The sequence below is a fragment of the Methylobacterium sp. AC832 genome (assembly GCF_979256025.1).
Genome location: NZ_CEEDMV010000004.1, coordinates 291,822 through 310,743 on the forward strand (window position 1 = coordinate 291,822; position 18,922 = coordinate 310,743).

General features: G+C 67.7%; 19 protein-coding genes. 10 read left to right on the forward strand and 9 right to left on the reverse strand.

Annotated features, from left to right (window positions below; translation table 11 throughout):
- Window positions 1-178: 178 nt before the first annotated feature.
- The gene (locus tag AC0IXR_RS15980; RefSeq protein ID WP_471761427.1) at window positions 179-1,051 is read left to right on the forward strand and encodes a cell wall hydrolase; all 873 of its coding nucleotides are present in this window, start codon (window positions 179-181) and stop codon (window positions 1,049-1,051) included.
- A gap of 10 nt (window positions 1,052-1,061) precedes the next feature.
- Here the strand turns inward: AC0IXR_RS15980 and AC0IXR_RS15985 are convergent, their stop codons facing one another.
- Both AC0IXR_RS15985 and ispG read right to left on the reverse strand, forming a co-directional pair.
- Window positions 1,062-2,999 (reverse strand): potassium transporter Kup, encoded by a 1,938-nt coding sequence (locus tag AC0IXR_RS15985; protein ID WP_471761428.1) that lies wholly within the window; start codon window positions 2,997-2,999, stop codon window positions 1,062-1,064.
- A gap of 359 nt (window positions 3,000-3,358) precedes the next feature.
- On the reverse strand, window positions 3,359-4,681 hold the full coding sequence (gene ispG / locus AC0IXR_RS15990; protein ID WP_056422789.1) for a flavodoxin-dependent (E)-4-hydroxy-3-methylbut-2-enyl-diphosphate synthase: 1,323 nt from the start codon (window positions 4,679-4,681) through the stop codon (window positions 3,359-3,361).
- 416 nt (window positions 4,682-5,097) lie between these two features.
- Between ispG and AC0IXR_RS15995 the strand changes: the two genes are divergently transcribed.
- The 3 genes from AC0IXR_RS15995 to AC0IXR_RS16005 all read left to right on the forward strand — a co-directional run bounded on the left by AC0IXR_RS15995 (window position 5,098) and on the right by AC0IXR_RS16005 (window position 7,759).
- A complete protein-coding gene (locus AC0IXR_RS15995; RefSeq protein WP_419953169.1) occupies window positions 5,098-6,207 on the forward strand; it encodes a patatin-like phospholipase family protein in 1,110 nt (369 codons plus the stop codon).
- Window positions 6,208-6,256: 49 nt separating this feature from the next.
- On the forward strand, window positions 6,257-6,898 hold the full coding sequence (locus AC0IXR_RS16000; RefSeq protein WP_471761429.1) for a sigma-70 family RNA polymerase sigma factor: 642 nt from the start codon (window positions 6,257-6,259) through the stop codon (window positions 6,896-6,898).
- Between the two features lie 90 nt (window positions 6,899-6,988).
- The gene (locus AC0IXR_RS16005; protein ID WP_056422795.1) at window positions 6,989-7,759 is read left to right on the forward strand and encodes an anti-sigma factor family protein; all 771 of its coding nucleotides are present in this window, start codon (window positions 6,989-6,991) and stop codon (window positions 7,757-7,759) included.
- A gap of 37 nt (window positions 7,760-7,796) precedes the next feature.
- On the opposite strand, the gene AC0IXR_RS16010 is transcribed toward AC0IXR_RS16005, so the two are convergent.
- A complete protein-coding gene (locus tag AC0IXR_RS16010) occupies window positions 7,797-8,810 on the reverse strand; it encodes a bifunctional riboflavin kinase/FAD synthetase (protein WP_207411101.1) in 1,014 nt (337 codons plus the stop codon).
- 277 nt (window positions 8,811-9,087) lie between these two features.
- On the opposite strand from AC0IXR_RS16010, the gene AC0IXR_RS16015 reads away from it, so the two are divergent.
- Window positions 9,088-9,471 carry a response regulator gene (locus AC0IXR_RS16015; RefSeq protein WP_018046001.1) on the forward strand — a complete coding sequence of 128 codons (384 nt, stop codon included), beginning with the start codon at window positions 9,088-9,090 and terminating at the stop codon, window positions 9,469-9,471.
- 55 nt (window positions 9,472-9,526) lie between these two features.
- Entirely contained in the window at window positions 9,527-10,060 is a 534-nt protein-coding gene (locus tag AC0IXR_RS16020; protein WP_056422799.1) for a protein phosphatase CheZ, read from the forward strand.
- Window positions 10,061-10,103: 43 nt separating this feature from the next.
- On the opposite strand, the gene AC0IXR_RS16025 is transcribed toward AC0IXR_RS16020, so the two are convergent.
- On the reverse strand, window positions 10,104-11,018 hold the full coding sequence (locus tag AC0IXR_RS16025; RefSeq protein ID WP_419953172.1) for a TIGR01459 family HAD-type hydrolase: 915 nt from the start codon (window positions 11,016-11,018) through the stop codon (window positions 10,104-10,106).
- A 102-nt stretch (window positions 11,019-11,120) separates the two neighbouring features.
- Window positions 11,121-12,602 carry an EAL domain-containing protein gene (locus tag AC0IXR_RS16030; RefSeq protein ID WP_471761431.1) on the reverse strand — a complete coding sequence of 494 codons (1,482 nt, stop codon included), beginning with the start codon at window positions 12,600-12,602 and terminating at the stop codon, window positions 11,121-11,123.
- Window positions 12,603-12,887: 285 nt separating this feature from the next.
- Between AC0IXR_RS16030 and AC0IXR_RS16035 the strand changes: the two genes are divergently transcribed.
- The 3 genes from AC0IXR_RS16035 (at window position 12,888) to AC0IXR_RS16045 (ending at window position 15,820) form a co-directional block, all read left to right on the forward strand.
- The gene (locus AC0IXR_RS16035; RefSeq protein WP_056422806.1) at window positions 12,888-13,109 is read left to right on the forward strand and encodes a heavy-metal-associated domain-containing protein; all 222 of its coding nucleotides are present in this window, start codon (window positions 12,888-12,890) and stop codon (window positions 13,107-13,109) included.
- Between the two features lie 237 nt (window positions 13,110-13,346).
- Entirely contained in the window at window positions 13,347-15,020 is a 1,674-nt protein-coding gene (locus AC0IXR_RS16040) for a formate--tetrahydrofolate ligase (RefSeq protein ID WP_056422809.1), read from the forward strand.
- Between the two features lie 113 nt (window positions 15,021-15,133).
- On the forward strand, window positions 15,134-15,820 hold the full coding sequence (locus AC0IXR_RS16045) for a spermine/spermidine synthase domain-containing protein (RefSeq protein WP_471761432.1): 687 nt from the start codon (window positions 15,134-15,136) through the stop codon (window positions 15,818-15,820).
- 12 nt (window positions 15,821-15,832) lie between these two features.
- On the opposite strand, the gene AC0IXR_RS16050 is transcribed toward AC0IXR_RS16045, so the two are convergent.
- From AC0IXR_RS16050 to AC0IXR_RS16065, 4 genes are all read right to left on the reverse strand, one after another.
- Entirely contained in the window at window positions 15,833-16,051 is a 219-nt protein-coding gene (locus tag AC0IXR_RS16050; RefSeq protein WP_056422815.1) for a hypothetical protein, read from the reverse strand.
- 121 nt (window positions 16,052-16,172) lie between these two features.
- Window positions 16,173-16,466, reverse strand: a complete 294-nt coding sequence (locus AC0IXR_RS16055; protein ID WP_311275614.1) for a hypothetical protein — start codon at window positions 16,464-16,466, stop codon at window positions 16,173-16,175.
- A gap of 111 nt (window positions 16,467-16,577) precedes the next feature.
- Window positions 16,578-17,168, reverse strand: a complete 591-nt coding sequence (locus tag AC0IXR_RS16060; RefSeq protein WP_471761433.1) for a GNAT family N-acetyltransferase — start codon at window positions 17,166-17,168, stop codon at window positions 16,578-16,580.
- Between the two features lie 115 nt (window positions 17,169-17,283).
- Window positions 17,284-17,412, reverse strand: coding sequence for a hypothetical protein (locus tag AC0IXR_RS16065; protein WP_471761434.1), 129 nt, complete (start codon window positions 17,410-17,412; stop codon window positions 17,284-17,286).
- 88 nt (window positions 17,413-17,500) lie between these two features.
- Between AC0IXR_RS16065 and zapE the strand changes: the two genes are divergently transcribed.
- Window positions 17,501-18,646: a cell division protein ZapE gene (gene zapE, locus AC0IXR_RS16070; RefSeq protein WP_471761586.1), complete on the forward strand. Its 1,146-nt coding sequence runs from the start codon at window positions 17,501-17,503 to the stop codon at window positions 18,644-18,646.
- Window positions 18,647-18,922 lie beyond the last annotated feature (276 nt).

Consider the following 18,922-nt stretch of genomic DNA (forward strand, 5'->3'; position numbering starts at 1 on the left):
GACGAAGGCCGGGCGTGACCTCAGGACCACAGCGGCGGGAAGAAGCCCCGGTCATTCGAACCGTGTCCGAAAAGAAACCACATTTGCCGTCGAGCTAGACCGTTCGAGAAACGGACGGGAGCGAGACGGCATGGGGTATCCCCGATCGGCGACGACGGGACTTTACGGAGTCCTGCTGATGACGACGATGGGCCTCGGTGCCTGCAATTCCCCCACCACGACCGGCTCCCTCGGCGGCCCGGGCCTCGCGGCCAAACCCATGGCGGTGAGCGACCAAGAGCGCGACTGCCTCGGCCGCGCCATGTATTTCGAATCGAACCGCAGCGATTCCGAGGGCCTGCTCGCCGTCGGCACGGTGGTGATGAACCGCCTCGAAGCCGCCGCCTTCCCGAATGGCGGCATCTGCGCCGTCGTCGGCCAGCCCCGCCAGTTCGCCACCGGCGTGCTCACCAAGCCCATGGCGGAGAAGGACCTGACCAAGGTCGCAGACGCGGCCGACGCGGTCCTGGCCGGCCAGCGCCATCCCAAGGTCGGCCGCGCCATGTACTTCCACACGGCGGGCCGCACGTTCCACTACAACAACATGCATTACGTCGCGGTGGCCGGCGGCAACGCCTTCTACGAGAAGCGCAAGCCCGGCGCCGTAGAGCAGGCCCGCCCGCCGGCCGCCCTGGCCTATGCGGCCGCACCGACGCTCGCCGCCCCCGAGGCGGCCCCGTCCGCATCGGTCCAGGCCGTCGCGAATTCGGCTCCCACCGGCGTTCCGGTGGTAACGGTGGCCGCCGCCGTACCGGAGGTGACGGGCACCCAGCCCGCTCCAGCGGTCCTGGCAGTCCAGGCTGAACCGGGTCGCGCCGTCGCCACCTCCCATGCCGCCGTGAGCCAGGGAGCGCATTCCAAAACCTCACCGAAGCCGGCGACGACAACGCGGGTTGCTCATGCCCAGGGTCCGGCTGCCAGAGGCTCGGCCGGCAAAAGCCCGGCGACGCTGGCAGCCCTCGCCCCCGAGGCGCCTCCGCCGCCGCCCATCATCAACCTGCCGAGGCCGTGACCCGGCCGGTTCAGACGGTGACCTGAGTCCCCACTTCCACGACACGGCCGGTGGGGATCTGGAAGAAGTCGGTGGCGTCGTTGGCGTTCTTGGCCAGCGTGATGAAGATCCGGTCCTGCCAGAGCGGCATGCCGGAATGTGCCGCCGGGCGGATCGAGCGGCGCGACAGGAAGAACGACGTCGCCATGATGTCGAACTTGAAGCCTTGCTTCTTCAGGAGCGTCAGCGTCCGCGGGATGTTCGGCGTTTCCATGTAGCCGAACTTCATCACGATCTTCGAGAAGTGCGGGCCGATCGGTTCCATGCGGATGCGATCCGCATCGCTGGAGCGCGGCGTGTCCACGGTCTCCACCGTCAGGATGACGTTCTTCTCGTGCAGCACCTTGTTGTGCTTGAGGTTGTGCAGCAGGGCCGCCGGAGCGATCGACGGGTCGCTGGTGAGGAACACCGCCGTCCCGCGCACATGGTGGGGCGGGCTCTTCTCCAGCATGCCGACGAGTTCGAGCAGCGGCACGTCGGTCTTGCGGGTCTTGTTGAACAGGATGTTCACACCCCGCACCCAGGTCCACATCACGATGATGAGCATCCCCGCGAGCACGAGGGGCACGTAGCCGCCCTCGAACACCTTGAGCATGTTCGAGAGCAGGAACAGGAACTCGATGACGATGAACGGCATGATCGCGGCGGCGGCGGCGATCGGCGACCATTTCCACGACTTCCAGAGCACGATGAAGCCCATGCTCGCGGTGAGCAGCATCGTCCCCGTCACGGCAATGCCGTAGGCGGAGGCCAGCGCCGAGGAGGAGCGGAACAGCACGGCCAGCACCACCACGCCGATCAGCAGCAGAATGTTCACCTGCGGCAGGAAGATCTGGCCCGAATGCGATTCCGACGTGTGGCGGATTTCGAGGCGCGGCAGCAGCCCGAGCTGGATCGCCTGGCGCGACAGCGAGAACGCACCGGTGATGACGGCCTGGCTCGCGGTGACGGTGGCGATGGTCGCCAGGATCACCATGGGCAGAAGACCCCATTCGGGGACGAGCTGGTAGAACGGGTCGGTCGTGTCCGGCGCGTTGAGGACCAGCGCCGTCTGGCCGAGATAGTTCAGGGTCAGGCACGGGGCCACGAGGCCGAGCCAGGCCACCTGGATCGGCCGGCGTCCGAAATGCCCGAGATCGGCGAACAGCGCCTCGGCGCCGGTCACCGCGAGGAAGACCGCGCCCAGCGCCACCAGCGCGCCGGTGCCGTGGCCGAGGAGGTAGTGCACCGCGTACCAGGGATTGAACGCCTGGAAGACCTCCGGCCGCGAGACGATGTGCGGCAGGGCCGCGAGCCCCAGCGCCAGGAACCAGACCACCATGATCGGGCCGAAGAAGGCCGCCACCTTGCTGGTGCCCCGGCTCTGGACCATGAACAGGGCGAAGATGATCGCCACCGTGATCGGCAGGACGTAATGCTCGAAGGCTGGGGTGACGAGCTTCAGCCCCTCCACGGCCGAGAGCACGGAGATGGCCGGCGTGATGACGGCGTCGCCGTAGAACAGGGATGCGCCGAGCAGCCCGAGCATGAACACGATGCGCGACCCGCCCAGCGCCTTGCGGGCCAATGCCATCAGCGAGAGGATGCCGCCCTCGCCGTTATTGTCCATGCGCAGCAGGATGACGACGTACTTGATCGTGACGATGAGCAGCAGCGCCCAGAGGATCAGCGACGTCGTGCCCAGAACTTCCTCGGTCAGCAAGATGCCGTCGGCCCTCGCCGGGCCGAGCGCCTCGCGGAACGCGTAGAGCGGGCTGGTGCCGATATCGCCGTAGACGACGCCGACCGAGCCAACGACCAGCGTCCAGAAGCTCGTCTTCCCATGCCCATGCTCGCTTGGCCCTGTCTCGGGACGAGCCGCGGGGTCGGGCTGAGCGCCGGGTACGCTCGGGGTGGCGGTTTGCGTCATGCGCTGTGATCAGGCTTCTGCGACGGGAAAGGGAATCGAACGAGGAGGCTTGGCTTTACGCTGGACTTCGACCGAGGGACCTTGGCGACCGACCTAGCGACGATCCGGATCGTGGAGGCCCTGTCTCCCGCCTCGCCCCGGCAACTCGCTGCCAGCTTGGCGACCCAAATCAGTGAGCGCGCATCTCCGCAGGACACCTCTGGGGAGGAGACCTGCGCGAAGCATGCCAGATCCGTATCACGCGGGCCGGGGGTCGAGAACGACGAACCCGTGACGAAGAAACCCTCTCCCGCGGTAGGTCGAGCGAATGCGTCCCGCGGCTGCACGACGCGGGACGCTAATCCTCACGACGGAGGATCTCACTCGGCGGCGGTGCGGGCACCCTGGCCGAAACGGCGCTCGATGTAATCGATCACCACCGTCTCGAAATCCTTGGCGAGCGTGGCACCGCGCAGGGTCATCGCCTTCTTGCCGTCGATGAAGACCGGAGCGGTGGGGGTCTCTCCGGTGCCGGGAAGCGAGATGCCGATATCGGCATGCTTCGATTCGCCGGGGCCGTTGACGATGCAGCCCATCACCGCGACGTTCAGACCTTCGACGCCCGGATAGGTCTTCTTCCATTCCGGCATCGAGGTGACGATCCAGTTCTGGATGTCGCGGGCGAGTTCCTGGAACGTCGTCGAGGTGGTGCGGCCGCAACCGGGGCAGGCAGCGACCATCGGCACGAAGGTGCGGAAGCCCATGGTCTGCAGGAGTTCCTGAGATGCCTTGACCTCGACGGTCCGGTCGCCGCCGGGCTCGGGCGTCAGCGAATAACGGATCGTGTCGCCGATGCCTTCCTGCAGAAGCACGCCGATGGCCGCCGAGGCCGCCACCAGCCCCTTCGAGCCCATGCCGGCTTCGGTGAGGCCGAGATGGATCGCGTAATCCGAGCGCCGGGCGACTTCGCGGTAGACCGCGATCAGATCCTGCACCGCCGAGACCTTGGCCGAGAGGATGATCCGGTTCTTGGGGAGACCGAGCTCTTCGGCCCGCTGGGCCGAGGACAATGCCGAGCGCACCATGGCCTCGCGCATCACGGCGCGGGCATCGATGGGGCGCGCGGACCTGGCGTTCTCGTCCATCAGATGGGTGAGCAGCGCCTCGTCGAGGGAACCCCAATTGGCGCCGATGCGAATGGTCTTGCCGTAGCGGACCGCCTGCTCGACGATGGTCGAGAACTGCGTGTCCTTCTTCTCCTTGAAGCCGACATTGCCCGGATTGATCCGGTACTTGGCCAGTGCCTCGGCACAAGCCGGATGATCGGAGAGGAGCTTGTGGCCGATATAGTGGAAGTCGCCCACCAGCGGCACGTGAACGCCGATGCGGGCGAGCCGGTCACGGATCTTCGGGACGGCGGCGGCAGCCTCGTCGCGGTCGACGGTGATGCGCACGAGTTCGGAGCCCGCCCGCGACAGGGCGGCGACCTGCGCCACGGTGGCGTCGATATCCGCCGTGTCGGTATTGGTCATCGACTGGACGACGACCGGAGCGCCACCGCCGACGGTGACCGCTCCCTCGCCCTCGCCGACAGTCACGCCCACCGTGCGGTGGCGCGGCGCGGGACCGGCGATCTCCGGGCCGGTAATCGAGATGCCGGGGCCGAACGAATCGGCTGGGGTGGCTTCCATCATGGCGTCCATCGCTGACCTTACCTATGGCCTGGCCTGCCCTGGAGCGAGCGCCCGGCCATGGTCGTCTGGTATCGAATTCTACCGATCCTTTGCGAAGATCGGGTGAAGAGCCCGGTGACCGAGGGCTCTGCCGCTTAGCTGAGATGGGGCGTCGCGTGCGTCAAGCCCGCTGACCGCATGGGAGAACCACGGGGCAGGACGGACCGCGCACGACACTTTGGCCCAGCGTCGGGTGACATGTCTTATCCCATGGGCGATGTCGAGGGAATTGGCGCAGTGCGACATGTGAGTCACAGGGGCGTCCCAAGCGGAACCGATCCATGCAGCCACCGGTTTGCTGCCCTGCGACCTTTGATGCTGCATTGCAGCATGCCCATGTGCACCCTCTCGATGCGCCTGTGCAAACCCGCCACGTGGAGCTGACGATGCTCGAATCCGAACCTTCCTCCCCGGTCGATTCGCCCTCTACCGATAGGGAAGTGGCCCCGTCGCGGCCCGCCTCGCGTCCAGCCGTCAGCCTCGCCGGTCCGAAAGCCGAGAAGACCGTGGCCCTGGCCCTGCAGGGCGGCGGCGCCCATGGCGCCTTCACCTGGGGCGTGCTGGATGCCCTGATCGAGGATGGCCGTCTCGCCTTCGAGGCCGTCACGGGTGCCAGCGCCGGCGCGATGAACGCGGTCGTAATGGTCGACGGATGGATCACCGGAGGGCCGGAGGGCGCCCGCGCCGCTCTCGACCGGTTCTGGCGTGAGGCGAGCCTCGACGGCGATTTGTGGCCGGCCCAGCGCGGGCTCTTCGACCAGCTGTTCGACCTCTGGAGCCAGAACCCGATCCTGGACTTCTGGACCCGGGCGCTCAAGACCAGCCCGTACGTCTCCAACCCGCTCAACGTGAACCCGCTGCGCAAGGCCCTGGCCAAGCATGTGGATTTCGAACGCCTCCGGGCGGCGGAGACCGCCGGGATCTATGTCTCGGCCACCAATGTCTGGACGGGCAAGCTGGCCGTCTTCGAGCGGGATACCTTGAGCATCGATCACCTGATGGCCTCGGCCTGCCTGCCCACGGTGTTCCAGGCGGTGGAGATCGATGGCGTGCCCTATTGGGATGGCGGCTATCTCGGCAATCCGCCGATCTACCCACTCTTCCACGGTGCCCAGACGCGCGACGTGGTGCTGGTCCAGATCAACCCGGTAGAGCGCCGTGAGACCCCGCGTTCGCGCGAAGAGATCCAGGACCGGCTCAACGAGATCACCTTCAACGCCAACCTGATGCGTGAATTGCGCGCCATCGATTTCGTCGACGGACTGATCGAGGACGGGGTGCTCGGCCGCAACGACTACCACCGCATGCTGGTCCACCGCATCGACGGGACCGGCGCCCTCGACGATTACAAGGCGTCCTCCCGGATGGATGCGCGGCTCGGCGTGTTCGAAGGCCTCCGCGACAAGGGCCGCGCGGCGGCGCAAGCCTGGCTCGCCGAGCATTACGAGGGGATCGGACGGACCTGCACGCTGAATCTCAAGGCGACCTATCAATAGGGTGCCGCCCGGTCGGATTAGCCGGCCGGGCTCGCGCGTTAACTGATTCATGACGGCCGAACCGAATCAGACCGCCTCCTCCATCGTCGACCTTCTGGTCCCCTTGCGACGCTATGCGCGCTCGTTGACGCGCGACACGCTGAAAGCCGACGATCTCGTCCACGACACCCTCGTCCGCGCGCTGGAATCCGGCCTCTCCGTGAGGCCGAACACCAACCTGCGGACCTGGATGATGACGGTCCTGCACAACGTCTTCATCGACGACCAGCGCCGCAAGCGGGTGGAAGCCCGCCACGCCGAATCCCTCGTCCAGATGAGCGACGAGAGCGTACCGCCGTCCCAGGAAGGGCAGGTGCGCCTCGCCCAGATCCGCCAAGCCTTCCTCACCTTGCCCGAAGAGCAGCGCGCCGCGCTCCATCTCGTGACCCTTGAGGGCATGGCTTATGCCGACGCGGCGGCGGTACTCGGTATTCCCATCGGCACTCTGATGTCGCGACTCGGGCGTGGCCGCGCGGCCCTGCGCGCTTTTGAGGAAGGCGAGGCCGGCAGCGGCCGGAGCCGTTCCGGCTCCTTACCCGGATCGGGTTCGGGCAAGCCCGAGCGGCCGCATCTGCGCCTCGTCAGCGACTGGAACGGCCAGGATACGAGGCAGGACATCCGCCTCGCATCCAAGGCCATGGGCGGTTCGTAACCGCACCGAATTCGAGGGCACTCGGTGACGAGTGTCAGGACTGCATGAAAGCGTCACCGCTTTCGATCGTTGAACTGGATACCGACCGTCATGATCGACCCGATCACCGACAGTGACCTCGCCGCCTTCGTCGACGGACAGCTCGACGTCATGCGCCGGCTCGAGGTGGAATCCTATCTCGCCCAAACGCCGGCGGCTGCCGCGCGGGTGATGGCCGAGATGCATGACAGGGACGCCCTGCGTCAGGCTTTCGCGCAGCTGCCCGGGCCGGGCCCGGAGCGCAACCGCGCGGCGGCCCGCCGCCTCGACCGATCCATGGCATGGCGGCGCGCCGGTGAGCGGCTGAAGCGTGCGGCGGTGATCGTGCTCCTCGTGGGCGCCGGCTGGATCGCGCATTCGGATACGGGCGTGTTCGGCGTGCCCGACACCTTCGCCGCACCGGTCGACCCTGCCCTGGTCGCCGATGCGCGCCAAGCCAGGGAAGTGGCCCATATCCGCGCCCGCCTCGGCTCGCCCGCCTCGCCGAGCTACGACAAGGCTGGCATCTCGAGTGCCACCGGCATCGTCCTGCCGGACCTGCCGGGGGATTGGTCGGTGCGCGATGTCCAGATCGTGCCCGCCCGTCACGGGGCCGGGGTGGAGGTCATGATCGACGCCCCCGATCTCGGTGAAGTCTCGCTGTTCGCAGCGCGGGGCACCAGCGAGGCGGCCTTCACCGGCGAGGTGGCGAGCCCGGGCGACGGGGAGACCGTCTACTGGACGGCGGGCCGCTCGGTCTATGCGCTCAGCGGCAACGGCCACCAGAGCGCGCTGCAAGAGGCGGCGCGTCGCCTCGCCTCGATCGATCCCGCCAAGCGCTGAGCCGGCGGATATCGCGACCCGGTGGCCGCGACTGAATTCAGCCGATCATCGACGGAACCCGGTCGTTTGCGATGAGCACGCGCGCCTCGGCCGCGTCCACATCCATCCGGGCAATCAGGGCCTCGGCGCCGGAGAAGCGTTCCTCGCCGCGGATGTAGCCCAGGAACTCCACCGCGATGGTCTGTCCGTAGAGATCGCCCGAGAAGCCGAATAGGTTGACTTCGAGCAGGGGAGCGCCGTCGTCGAAGGTCGGGCGCCGCCCGTAGCTCGCGACGCCGTCCCGGACCGATCCATCGGGTAACCCGATTCGGACGGCGTAGATGCCGTGGGCGAGGCCACAATCGGGCAGCGCCACGTTCGCCGTGGGATATCCCAACGTACGGCCGCGCTTGTCTCCGTGCCGGACCTCCCCGCAGACGAACCAGCGGTAGCCGAGCAGCCGGTTCGCCAGGACGATGTCGCCCTGCCGCAGGGCTTCTCGGATCGCGCTCGACGAGACGGGGGCCTCCCCCTCCCCGATGGAGACGGCGGGAATGATCCGGCATGCGAGGGAGGCCTCCGCGCAGAGCCGAGCCAGCACCTCCGGCGTTCCCTCCCGCCCGCGCCCGAAATGGAAGTCGTGGCCGATCACGACGCCGGACACGCCAAGATCGCGCTTGAGCAGTTCGTGGACGAAACCGGCGGCGGTCGTCCCCGCCATGAGCGCGTCGAAACGGCGCACGATCAGGCCGTCGAGGCCGAGACGGGCGAAGACGATCTCCTTGGCGGCCGGGCCCGTCAGCCGGAACATCGGCAGGTCGGGAGCGAAATAGGCGCGTGGATGCGGCTCGAAAGTCAGCATCACCGCCGGGAGGCCGCGCTTGTCCGCCTCCTCGCGGACGGCCTCGACCAGGGCGCCATGGCCCCGGTGCACGCCGTCGAAATTCCCGATCGCCGCGATGGCCCCCGCTAGGGATGCCGGCACCGCCTCGTCCTCGCGGCAGATGATGAAAGGCCGCCCCGACGGGGAGCGGGCTGCGGGACGCGCGGAAAGGTCGTCGGCAGGCGCCATCAGGTTCAAGCGGTCTCGAAAATGCAGCGGCCGAAGGAGCGACCGAAGGAGGAATTCGCGCCGGAACCTGTCGAAAAGCCGGGGGAGGGTCAAGGGAAGTGACGGTCGATCAGTGCGGGATGCAAGATCCCCTGTCCAATTAACCGCTTCGCAATGCGGGGTGCGGTACTTTCACGAACGAGAGGCGGCGCGTGGCGGCGCTTCCCCAAGAAATATTGCCACTGATCCGGTCCGCGGCGCGCCGCACCGGCCCTGCACCGACGGAGCACCCCGACCCATGGCCCTCGATCTCGGCATGCCGATCCTCGTCGTGGACGATTATCAGACGATGGTCCGCATCATCCGCAACCTGCTCAAGCAGCTCGGCTTCGAAGAAGTCGACGATGCCTCTGACGGAACAGCGGCCCTGGCTCGGCTGAAGAACCGCAAATATGGCCTCGTGATTTCCGATTGGAACATGGAGCCGATGACGGGCTACGAGCTGCTGCGCCATGTCCGTGCCGACGAGGCCCTGCGCACCACGCCGTTCATCATGGTCACCGCCGAATCGAAGACCGAGAACGTGATCGCGGCCAAGAAGGCCGGCGTGAACAACTACATCGTCAAGCCCTTCAATGCGGCAACCCTGAAGAGCAAGATCGAGGCTGTCTGCGGCGCTTGAGCCGCAGACCCGCTTTCCCTTCTTCGACGAAGCAGAGTGTCGTGGAGCGATAGGCATGGGCGAGAAAGCACGGACGAACGGCCCTACGCTGGCATCGACACGCCCATCGCTGATCCGCGAGCTGGTCGAGATCGCCGACTACATCGCGCATGTCCGCAAGGAGATCGCGGCCCTGCGGGCGAACGAGCTCACCCGCGACCGGCTGCCGATGGCCCATGTGGAACTCGGCAGCGTCGTCGAGGCGACGGCCGGCGCGACGAACTCGATCATGACGGCAGCCGAGGAAATCCTCAGCCTGCCCAACGACAAGAACTACCGTGCCTCGGTCGAGTCACGGATGAACGACATCTTCGAGGCCTGCACTTTCCAGGACATTACTGGGCAGCGGATCGCGAAGGTCAGCGAATCCCTGCGGCAGCTCGAAAATCGGCTGTCGCGCTTCGCCACCGCAGTGAAGGCGAAGGACGAAAGCGGCACAGATCCGGCGGAGGTGGAGCGCCGGGTTCGGGCCGAGCTCCTCCTCCTCAACGGACCGCAGATCAAGGGCCCCGCCACGGCCCAGGACGAGATCGACGCTCTGTTCGCGTGATCAGTCGGGCCTCGCGGCTTTGGAACGATCAAGCCGCGAGAGCCTACCAGACCAATCGTTCGATGACGGCATCCGGGTGGACCTCCTGGCGGGCCAGCCATTCGGCCACCTCGCCGAGCGTGTCGTGTTCGGCCAGGACGCCGAGCTCCTCCGCGTGGATGCCGCGCGCCACCAGCAGGTTCGGGATTCCGTAGGCCGCCGCCCCCGCGATATCGGTACGCAGGGCATCGCCGACGGCGAGGACGCGGGCGACGTCCGGCGCGGTGCCGCCATCGAGGTCCGCCGCCATGGCGAGCGCCGCCTCGTAGACCGGGCGGTACGGCTTGCCGGCATAGGTCACTGAACCGCCGATCTCCTCATAGGCCTGCGCGATCAGGCCGGCGCAGGGAATCAACTTCTTCTTGCGCTCGACCACGAGGTCGGGATTAGCACAGATCATCGGCACGTCCCGCGCCCGGAAGCCGGCCAGCGTATCCCGGTAATCCTCCGCCGTCTCGACCGTGTCATCGAACAGGCCGGTGCAGACCACACGCTCCGCCTCACCGGCCGCCACGAGGCGAATATCGAGGCCATCGAAGATCGTCGCGTCGCGTTCCGGCCCGAGATGGTGGATGCGCTCGCCCGGATGCTCCGCGATCAGGCGCCGGGTCAGGTCGCCGGAGGTAAGGATGGCGTCATAGGCCTCGCGCGGCACGCCGTAGCCGTCGAGGATGGTCTGGACGCCGGCCCAGGGGCGTGGGGCATTCGAGACGAGGATGACGCGCCGTCGGCGACCGGCTTCGGGCAGGGTGCGGAATCGGATCAGCGCCTCGCCCGCCCCCCGATGAGCCCGCGTCCCGTCATGGAGCACACCCCAGACGTCGCACAGAATGAGGTCGTACTGCCCGGCGACGGCTGAAAGACCGCCCAGGGTCGGGATCTGCGCCGGCGTTGTGGCGCGCGCAAACGGTTCGCTCATGGGGTAGGCCTGACTGGCAAGGACGAGGGGCATGACGGGATGGCCGACTGGTTAGGCCCGCCGGACACCGAAATCAACGCATCGGAGCGATGCGGGCGGGCTTCAGCCGGCCCGGCGCAGGAAGTCGCGGAACGGCCGGCGCTGCGGCGGTGGTTCGGGATCGTCGCCGGGCTCCTGCGGCGGCGTCGGCGTCTCTGGCGGCGCGGCTTGAGCCTGAGCTGCGGCCAGGACCTCGGCCCGCACGGCCCGCGCCGGAGCAAAGACGGTGCCTTGCGCCAGCGGCACGTCGAGGTCGATGAGATCGGGAACGTCGCTCTCGCGCTCGACGGCGTCGGCGACGAGCCGGATGCCGGCCCGGGACAAGGAGGCGACGAGATCGTCCAGGGCGATATCGGGCATGGCCTGGCGGGAATCGGGTCGCAGGAGAAGATCGGCGGGCACCTTGACCTGACTGACGCCCCGATCGGCCAGGGCCAGGGGGTCGAGGCGCAGGTCGACGGGACGGTCCAGGGCGAAGCCCACGCGACCGCGCAGTTCTGCCAGGGCGCCGGCTTGCTCCGCGTCCAGGCTGCGCCAGCTCGACTGGGGCAGTGCGATCACGAGGCGTCCCGACTGCGCGGATTCACCGGCGAGCAGCCGCGGCAGCGTGCGCAGGAAGCCGGGCTCGAACAGGGAATGCGGCGACAGGCCGTACGTCACAGCCGCCTGACTGCCGCGTCCGCTGAGGTGGCGGGCCACCGTGGCGACGAGGGGAAGCATGCGGCGATCGAGTTCGGTGGTTCGCCCATGGCGTTCGAGGGCCGGCAGGAACAGTTCCGGCTTGAGAATGTCGGCGCCGAGTCGCAGGCGCGCCAGCGCCTCGTAGGACACGACCTTGCGTTGCGGCAGAGAGACGATGGGTTGGAGATGGACTTCGAGCCCGCCGCCATCGAAGGCTGCGACCATGACAGCATCCCGGCTCCGGTCCGGCCGAACCCGGTCCGCGACCGTCTCGGACCGCTCCTGCGGTGGCCAGGCGCGCGGCACCCAGGGCGCCGCAGCGGTCTCGGTTCTTGGCGGCGGGGAAGGCGGCGGGACGATGAAGGCATCTGCGGCGTCACGACGGGCGATCGGGGTCGGAGCGGGAGCGGCCGGTGGCGTTGCCTTCAGGCGGGCGATCTCTCCGTCCTGCGCGGCGACCACGGCGGCGAGTTCGCGGACGATGCCGCTGAGCAGGCCGATTTCTGCAGTGACCTCCTCCACGGCGGCATCCACCGAGGATTCCTTGGGGGCCTTGGCCTCCGCCGGGCCGTCCTCCTCGGCACGGGCGCGCTCGATCCGCATCTGCTGGTCGGCGATGAGCCGGGCCACCGTCTCCAGGCGCACGAGGCGTTGGGACAGGATATCCAGCTCTCCCGAAAGCTTCTCGCACCGCAGGTCGAGCGTGCGCGCCCGGCGCGCAGCCAGGATGGCGACGAGACCACTCATGGCCGCCAGTCCGAAGGCGCCGCCGAGGGGGGAGATCACTGCGAGCGGCGCCAGGACCACGAACCCGATGAGACTCAGGAGCCACGGGCCCGTGCGTCGGCCGACGATCCGGGCCATCGGAATACTCTTATCCTCACGACGATCGAGCGGAGATCACGGGGCCTCGCTCACGGTTTACGCAAATCGAGACAGGCTCCGTTTGTCGCCGAGGCGACGAGGTCCCACAAGATGGGCGCGGGCTGCGTGAACCGGTTTTTTGCCATGTGTTGCATGAGCTTCGAAGCTTGGCTTCAGCCAGCCTGGCAGCGCCCCCGAGGCCTCCCGGACCATCCCCCCTCGCGGCGGGAGGGGATTTGGCTCTACATGAGGTGCGAGACGTGACCCAGCGACGGGAGCGGTTGGATGGATACGAGACGGGTAGACCTGCTGATGCAGGTGGACGGCATGACCTGCGACGGCTGCGCTGAGGCGGTGCGCAAGGCCATTCTGCGGATCGATCCGGAGGCGCATGTCGCCGTCGACCGCGATCATGGCCGCGTGGCGATCACCACCGACGCCCAGAGCCTGACGATCGCCGAGGCGCTGAACCAGGCCGGCTACACGGCGACGGCGATGTCGGGCTGACTCCGCCCCGCACACCGCCTAGGCGGGCGACCCGCCCGAGCCTCGGCGCACTCAAATGAAATTTTGCAGACGGGTTGAAAAATTCCGACGCGCTTTTGCTTGCTCCATCGCTCACAGTGATGGCAACGGTGAAGCATGGATTGTTCGCGGGTCGCCGCCGGACGCCGCGAACCCACGATCGTCCACAAGAAGCGTTAAGCGCGACACGCCATCGCGACGACAGACCGGGAGAGACCAATGCCCTCAGACATCGAGATCGCCCGCGCGGCTACCCTGCAGCCGATCACGCAGGTGGCCGAGAAGATCGGCGTGCCGGAAGATGCCCTGCACCATTACGGCCGGCATATCGCCAAGATCGACCACGCCTTCATCAAGTCGCTGGAATCGAAGCCCGAGGGCAAGCTCGTCCTCGTGACCGCGATCAGCCCGACCCCGGCGGGCGAAGGCAAGACCACGACCACGGTCGGCCTCGGCGATGCGCTGAACCGCATCGGCAAGAAGACGGTGATGTGTCTGCGCGAGCCTTCGCTCGGCCCGTGTTTCGGCATGAAGGGGGGTGCCGCCGGCGGCGGCAAGGCCCAGGTCGTGCCGATGGAGCAGATCAACCTGCACTTCACCGGCGATTTCCACGCCATCACTTCGGCGCACAGCCTCGCCGCCGCGCTCATCGACAACCACGTCTACTGGGCCAATGAGCTCAATATCGACGTCCGCCGCATCCATTGGCGCCGGGTCGTCGACATGAACGACCGCGCCCTGCGGTCGATCACCCAGTCGCTGGGCGGTGTCGCCAACGGCTTCCCGCGCGAGGACGGGTTCGACATCACCGTGGCCTCGGAAGTCATGGCGGTGTTCTGCCTCGCCCGTGATCTCGACGACCTCGAGGCGCGCCTCGGCCGCATTGTCATCGCCGAGACCCGCGACCGCAAGCCGGTGACGCTGGCCGACGTCAAGGCTACCGGCGCGATGACCGTGCTCCTCAAGGACGCGCTGCAGCCGAACCTGGTCCAGACCCTGGAGGGCAACCCCGCCCTGATCCATGGTGGTCCCTTCGCCAACATCGCGCATGGCTGCAACTCGGTGATCGCCACCCGCGCCGGCCTCAAGCTCGGCGATTACGTGGTCACCGAAGCCGGCTTCGGCGCGGATCTCGGTGCCGAGAAGTTCATCGACATCAAGTGCCGGCAGGCGGGGCTGAAACCCTCGGCGGTGGTCATCGTCGCCACGGTGCGCGCCCTCAAGATGCATGGCGGCGTGTCGAAGAAGGAGCTCGGCTCCGAGAACCTCGACGCCCTGGAGAAGGGCTTCGCCAACCTCGCCCGGCATGTCGCCAATGTGCGCGGCTTCGGCCTGCCCGTGGTCATCGGTGTGAACCACTTCTACGCCGATACCGACGCGGAACATGCCAAGCTCAAGGAGCTGTGCCGCGAGAAGCTCGATGTCGAGGCGATCACCTGCAAGCATTGGGCGGAAGGCGGAGCCGGCGCCGAGGAGCTGGCGCAGGCCGTGGTCAAGCTGGCCGAAGGCGAGCAGAAGCCGCTGACCTTCGCCTACGAGACCGACACCAAGCTCACCGACAAGGTCAAGACCATCGCCACCAAGCTCTACGGCGCGGGCGACATCCAGGTGGAATCGAAGGCCGCCACCAAGCTCGCCCAGTTCGAGAAGGACGGCTACGGCAACCTGCCGGTCTGCATGGCCAAGACGCAGTACTCGTTCTCCACCGACCCGAACCTGATGGGCGCTCCCTCGGGCCACCTCATCTCGGTGCGCGACGTGCGGCTCTCGGCCGGCGCCGGCTTCGTCGTGGTGATCTGCGGTGAGATCATGACCATGCCCGGCCTGCCCAAGGTCCCCGCCTCGGAGGGCATCCATCTCGATGCCGACGGGCAGATCGAAGGCCTGTTCTAGCCGGATGCCAATGGCCCCTCCCCTGTCGGGGGAGGGGCGCCTGCCCGGCATCGCGTGATCCCCCGCCCCAGCTGTGATAGCCGGGTCGGCATGCAGTCCCGCCGGCCCCGCTCATGATTCCCTGGCTCGTCCTCGACACCGCACCGATCCCCGGGGACGAGGGCCAGTTGCGGCTGCTTCAGCGCGGCAGCGAATTCTCGATCCAGCTCGGACATAACGAGCTGATGAACAGCCGCCTCAGCGGCTCGGAGAAGGCGCTCGCGACACTCGCGGCGGAGCGGGTCGGAGGCCGCGCGGGCGCGCGTTTCCTGATCGGTGGTCTCGGCATGGGTTTCACCCTGCGCGCGGCCCTCGATGCGTTGCGCCCCGATGCCGCGATCGTCGTCGCCGAACTCGTGCCGAACGTGGCGGAATGGGTGCGCGGGCCGTTGAGCGCCCTGTCGGCGAATGCCCTCGACGATACGCGGGTGGACCTGCGGATCGGTGATGTCGTCGGCGCGATCCGCTCGGCGACCGCCGCCTACGACGCGATTCTCCTCGACGTCGATAACGGCCCCGACGGGCTCACCCGGGCGGCCAATGACAGGCTCTATGACGGGGCGGGATTGGGCGCGGCCATGACGGCCCTGCGGCCCGGCGGCGTGCTCGCCGTATGGTCCGCGCATCCGGACCGGACCTTTACTCAGCGCCTTCGCCGGGGCGGGTTCGCCGTGGAGGAGGTTCCTGTCAGGGCCAATGTCACCAGCGGCGCCCGCCATACGATCTGGCTGGCGATGAAACCGGGGCGTGCGCCGCGCTGAACGCCGCCGGATTCACGCCGAATGTCGATTGCGCTCCAGGCGTCGGTTGAGCCGCGTGACGCCGTAGATTTCCGCCAGATGGCGACGGGCCGCCTTCACCGGCGCATCCTCCCGCTCGATGCGGGCCGCCTCGATCACCCGCAGCGTATGGGCGACGCAATGCTCCAGGCGCGTCGTGGCATGTCCCTCCCGGGAACGCCGATCCTGTGCCGAATTCTCGCCGATGGTCATGAGAAGCCCCCTCCCCGATCGTGATCGAAGGAGCTTCGTTAGCGCCGCGGTGCGGCGGCCATCGGGTGGAGACTTGGCTTCAACATGGCAGCTTGGCCGTGGCCCTGAACCGCGACCGGACTCAGTCGCGCGTGCTGCCCTCGTTGAACTTGTCGCGGCAGACATAGCCGACGAAGCATTTCGCCACGTCCTGGGTGAGTTCGTAGGCGGGTTTGGGCGCTTCCGGCAGGGGACAGAACCCACCGTCGCGGACGATCCTGTCGTAGGTGATCGGCCCCGTCGTCATCACGATGGCCCCGACGCGGTTCACCAGGGCTGCGGCGTCGGCGCAGAGCATGGCGGGGGTCGCTGGCCGCTCCTGCGCCGAAACGGCGAGAGGAGCCAGGACGATGCAGGCAGCAAGCACGGATCTCATGGCGGAGTGATCTTTTCGAACAGGGAGCCGGGCGAATGCGAAGCCGACGGCGACGCCCGAGAGTAACCCAGGATAGCGTCCGGCGACCTCGCCGCCAATCCGCTTGATCTCTCACGCCGCTCGTTTCAGCGGCTCGGCGGCGGCGGCCACCGCGAGGGTGAAATCCAGCGCCTCGTCGATCCCCTCGCGCCAGAGGGAGGCGGGCGTCGGACGGGCGAGGACGAGCGCCCCCTCCGCTTCGCCATCGGCCAGGGTCACTTCGGCGCCGAGCTTGGTGGCGAGCCCGCGCATCGGGCCGTTCCAGCTGAGACAGCGGACATGAAGATCGCGGACGCCGCGGTTGCGCGCCGCCGAGACGATCCGCCGAAAGAGGGCATGGCCGAGGCCGTTGCGGCGGAACCCGCGCTCCACGGCGAAGGCCGCCTCCGCATCGCGGCCGAGGCTCAGCCCCGGCACGGGGCCGGTGAGCGGGCGCAATTCGCCGAGCGCGCACAAGGTCCCCTCGACGAAACCGCCGAAGACCAGCCCTTCGACCTTGAGGGCGCGGGCCGCGTAGGCAACGGCCGCGGCATCGCTCACGGCGGCCATGAACCGGTTGGCTCTGGTATCGGGGTCGAGCCGCAGGAAATAGGCCTCGACCATGGCTCGGTCGCTGAGCCAGAGGCGCCGGACATTCGGTCCGGTCGAAATGGTGTCGGGCATTGTGCCGTCGTACTCCGGATGACATTGCGCTGATGTGCGCTGGCTCCGGGCGTGACCTCCCTCGAGGAGGCCACGAGATGGCATCGCCGCCGGTTTTGTGCAATGCAACAAAACGTCATCCGGCCGGCATGCCGTACTTGATCCCTCCGGCGACGCGCGGCAGACCGGTCTTCGGGCCTGTCGCCGGACCGGTTCCATCGACGCGCACGCGGCCCTTGCGCCGTCCCGTATCCAAGGTCGCCATCGCCGTGAGTCCCCCCTCAGGTTCCGCATCCTCCGCCGGTTCGCAGGGCGGTGATTCTCCTGCCGGTCCGGTTTCGGCGCGCTACGACATGCTGGTCTCGTCGGGCGCCATCGAGCGCGACCCGGCTCAGACCCATCTGGTCCAGGCCCTCGACAGGCTGGTCCGGGATCTCGACCGGCGGCGTCGGGCGAAGAAGGGCAGCGCGCTCGGCTGGCTGTTCGGCCGCAGCGGCGACAGCGAAGGTCCGCCCAAGGGCCTGTACATCTGGGGCTCCGTTGGCCGCGGCAAGACCATGCTGATGGACCTGTTCCACGAGGCGGCGCCGGGCAAGAAACGCCGCGTTCATTTCCACGGCTTCCTGTCGGATGCGCATGAGCGCATCCATGCCCACCGGCAGGCCCTCAAGGCGGGCACGGCCAAGGGTGACGACCCGATCCCGGTGGTGGCCGACGCCCTGGCGGACGAGGCGACGCTGCTGTGTTTCGATGAGTTCACCGTGACCGACATCGCCGACGCGATGATCCTCGGCCGGCTGTTCGGGGCGTTGTTCAAGCGCGGCGTCACCGTCGTCGCGACGTCCAACGTCGAGCCCGACCGGCTCTATGAAGGCGGGCTCAACCGCGCGCTGTTCCTGCCCTTCGTCGCGGAGTTGAAGAGCCGGGTCGAAATCCTGAAGCTCGATTCCCGGACGGATTTCCGCCTGGAGAAGCTCGGTGGCGCTTCTGTCTATCATGTGCCTGCCGACGAGACGGCCGCCGCCGCCCTCGATCAGGCCTTCAAGGGGCTCACCGGCAAAGCCAGGGGCAAGCCTGCCACGATCCGCGTGAAAGGCCGCGAGGTGGCCGTGCCGGAGGAGGCCGCCGGCGTCGCCCGGTTCGGCTTCGCCGACCTTTGCGCCCAGCCGCTGGGCGCCGCCGACTACATGGCCATCGCCCATTCCTTCAAGACGGTGATCCTCTCGGACATCCCGGTGATGGGCGAGGCGAACCGCAACGAGGCCAAGCGCTTCATCACCCTCGTCGACACGTTCTACGATGCCCACATGAAACTGATCGCCTCGGCCGCTGCCGAGCCGCACGGCCTCTACACGGCGACCGAGGGCCGAGAGGCGTTCGAGTTCGACCGCACGGTCTCGCGCCTCATCGAGATGCGCTCATCGGAATACCTCGCTCTGCCCCATGGGCGCGGTGATTCCGAGGCGAGCGGGTCCAGCTTCGGCCTCGTGGAGACCTGATCGAGGCGAAGTGCCGGACGGTTCGAGCACCGTTATGTCGAAGCGATTCGAAAGGTTTGGCGCTTCACCGAGGCCCGCTGGAGCGATGTCTGCAGAGCCGGCATAAACAACGAGCGACATTCGAAAGCGTCCCAGACGCCCGATACGTACTGTGCGCAACAGCACATCGAATCCTCGGCCGAGCTTCACGAAAGTGACGCCCGTGGCTGCCGGCCGTTGCACCGCAGCACCCCTACCGTTTAATTGGATTCATTATGAGGTACGGGGCGTGGGGGC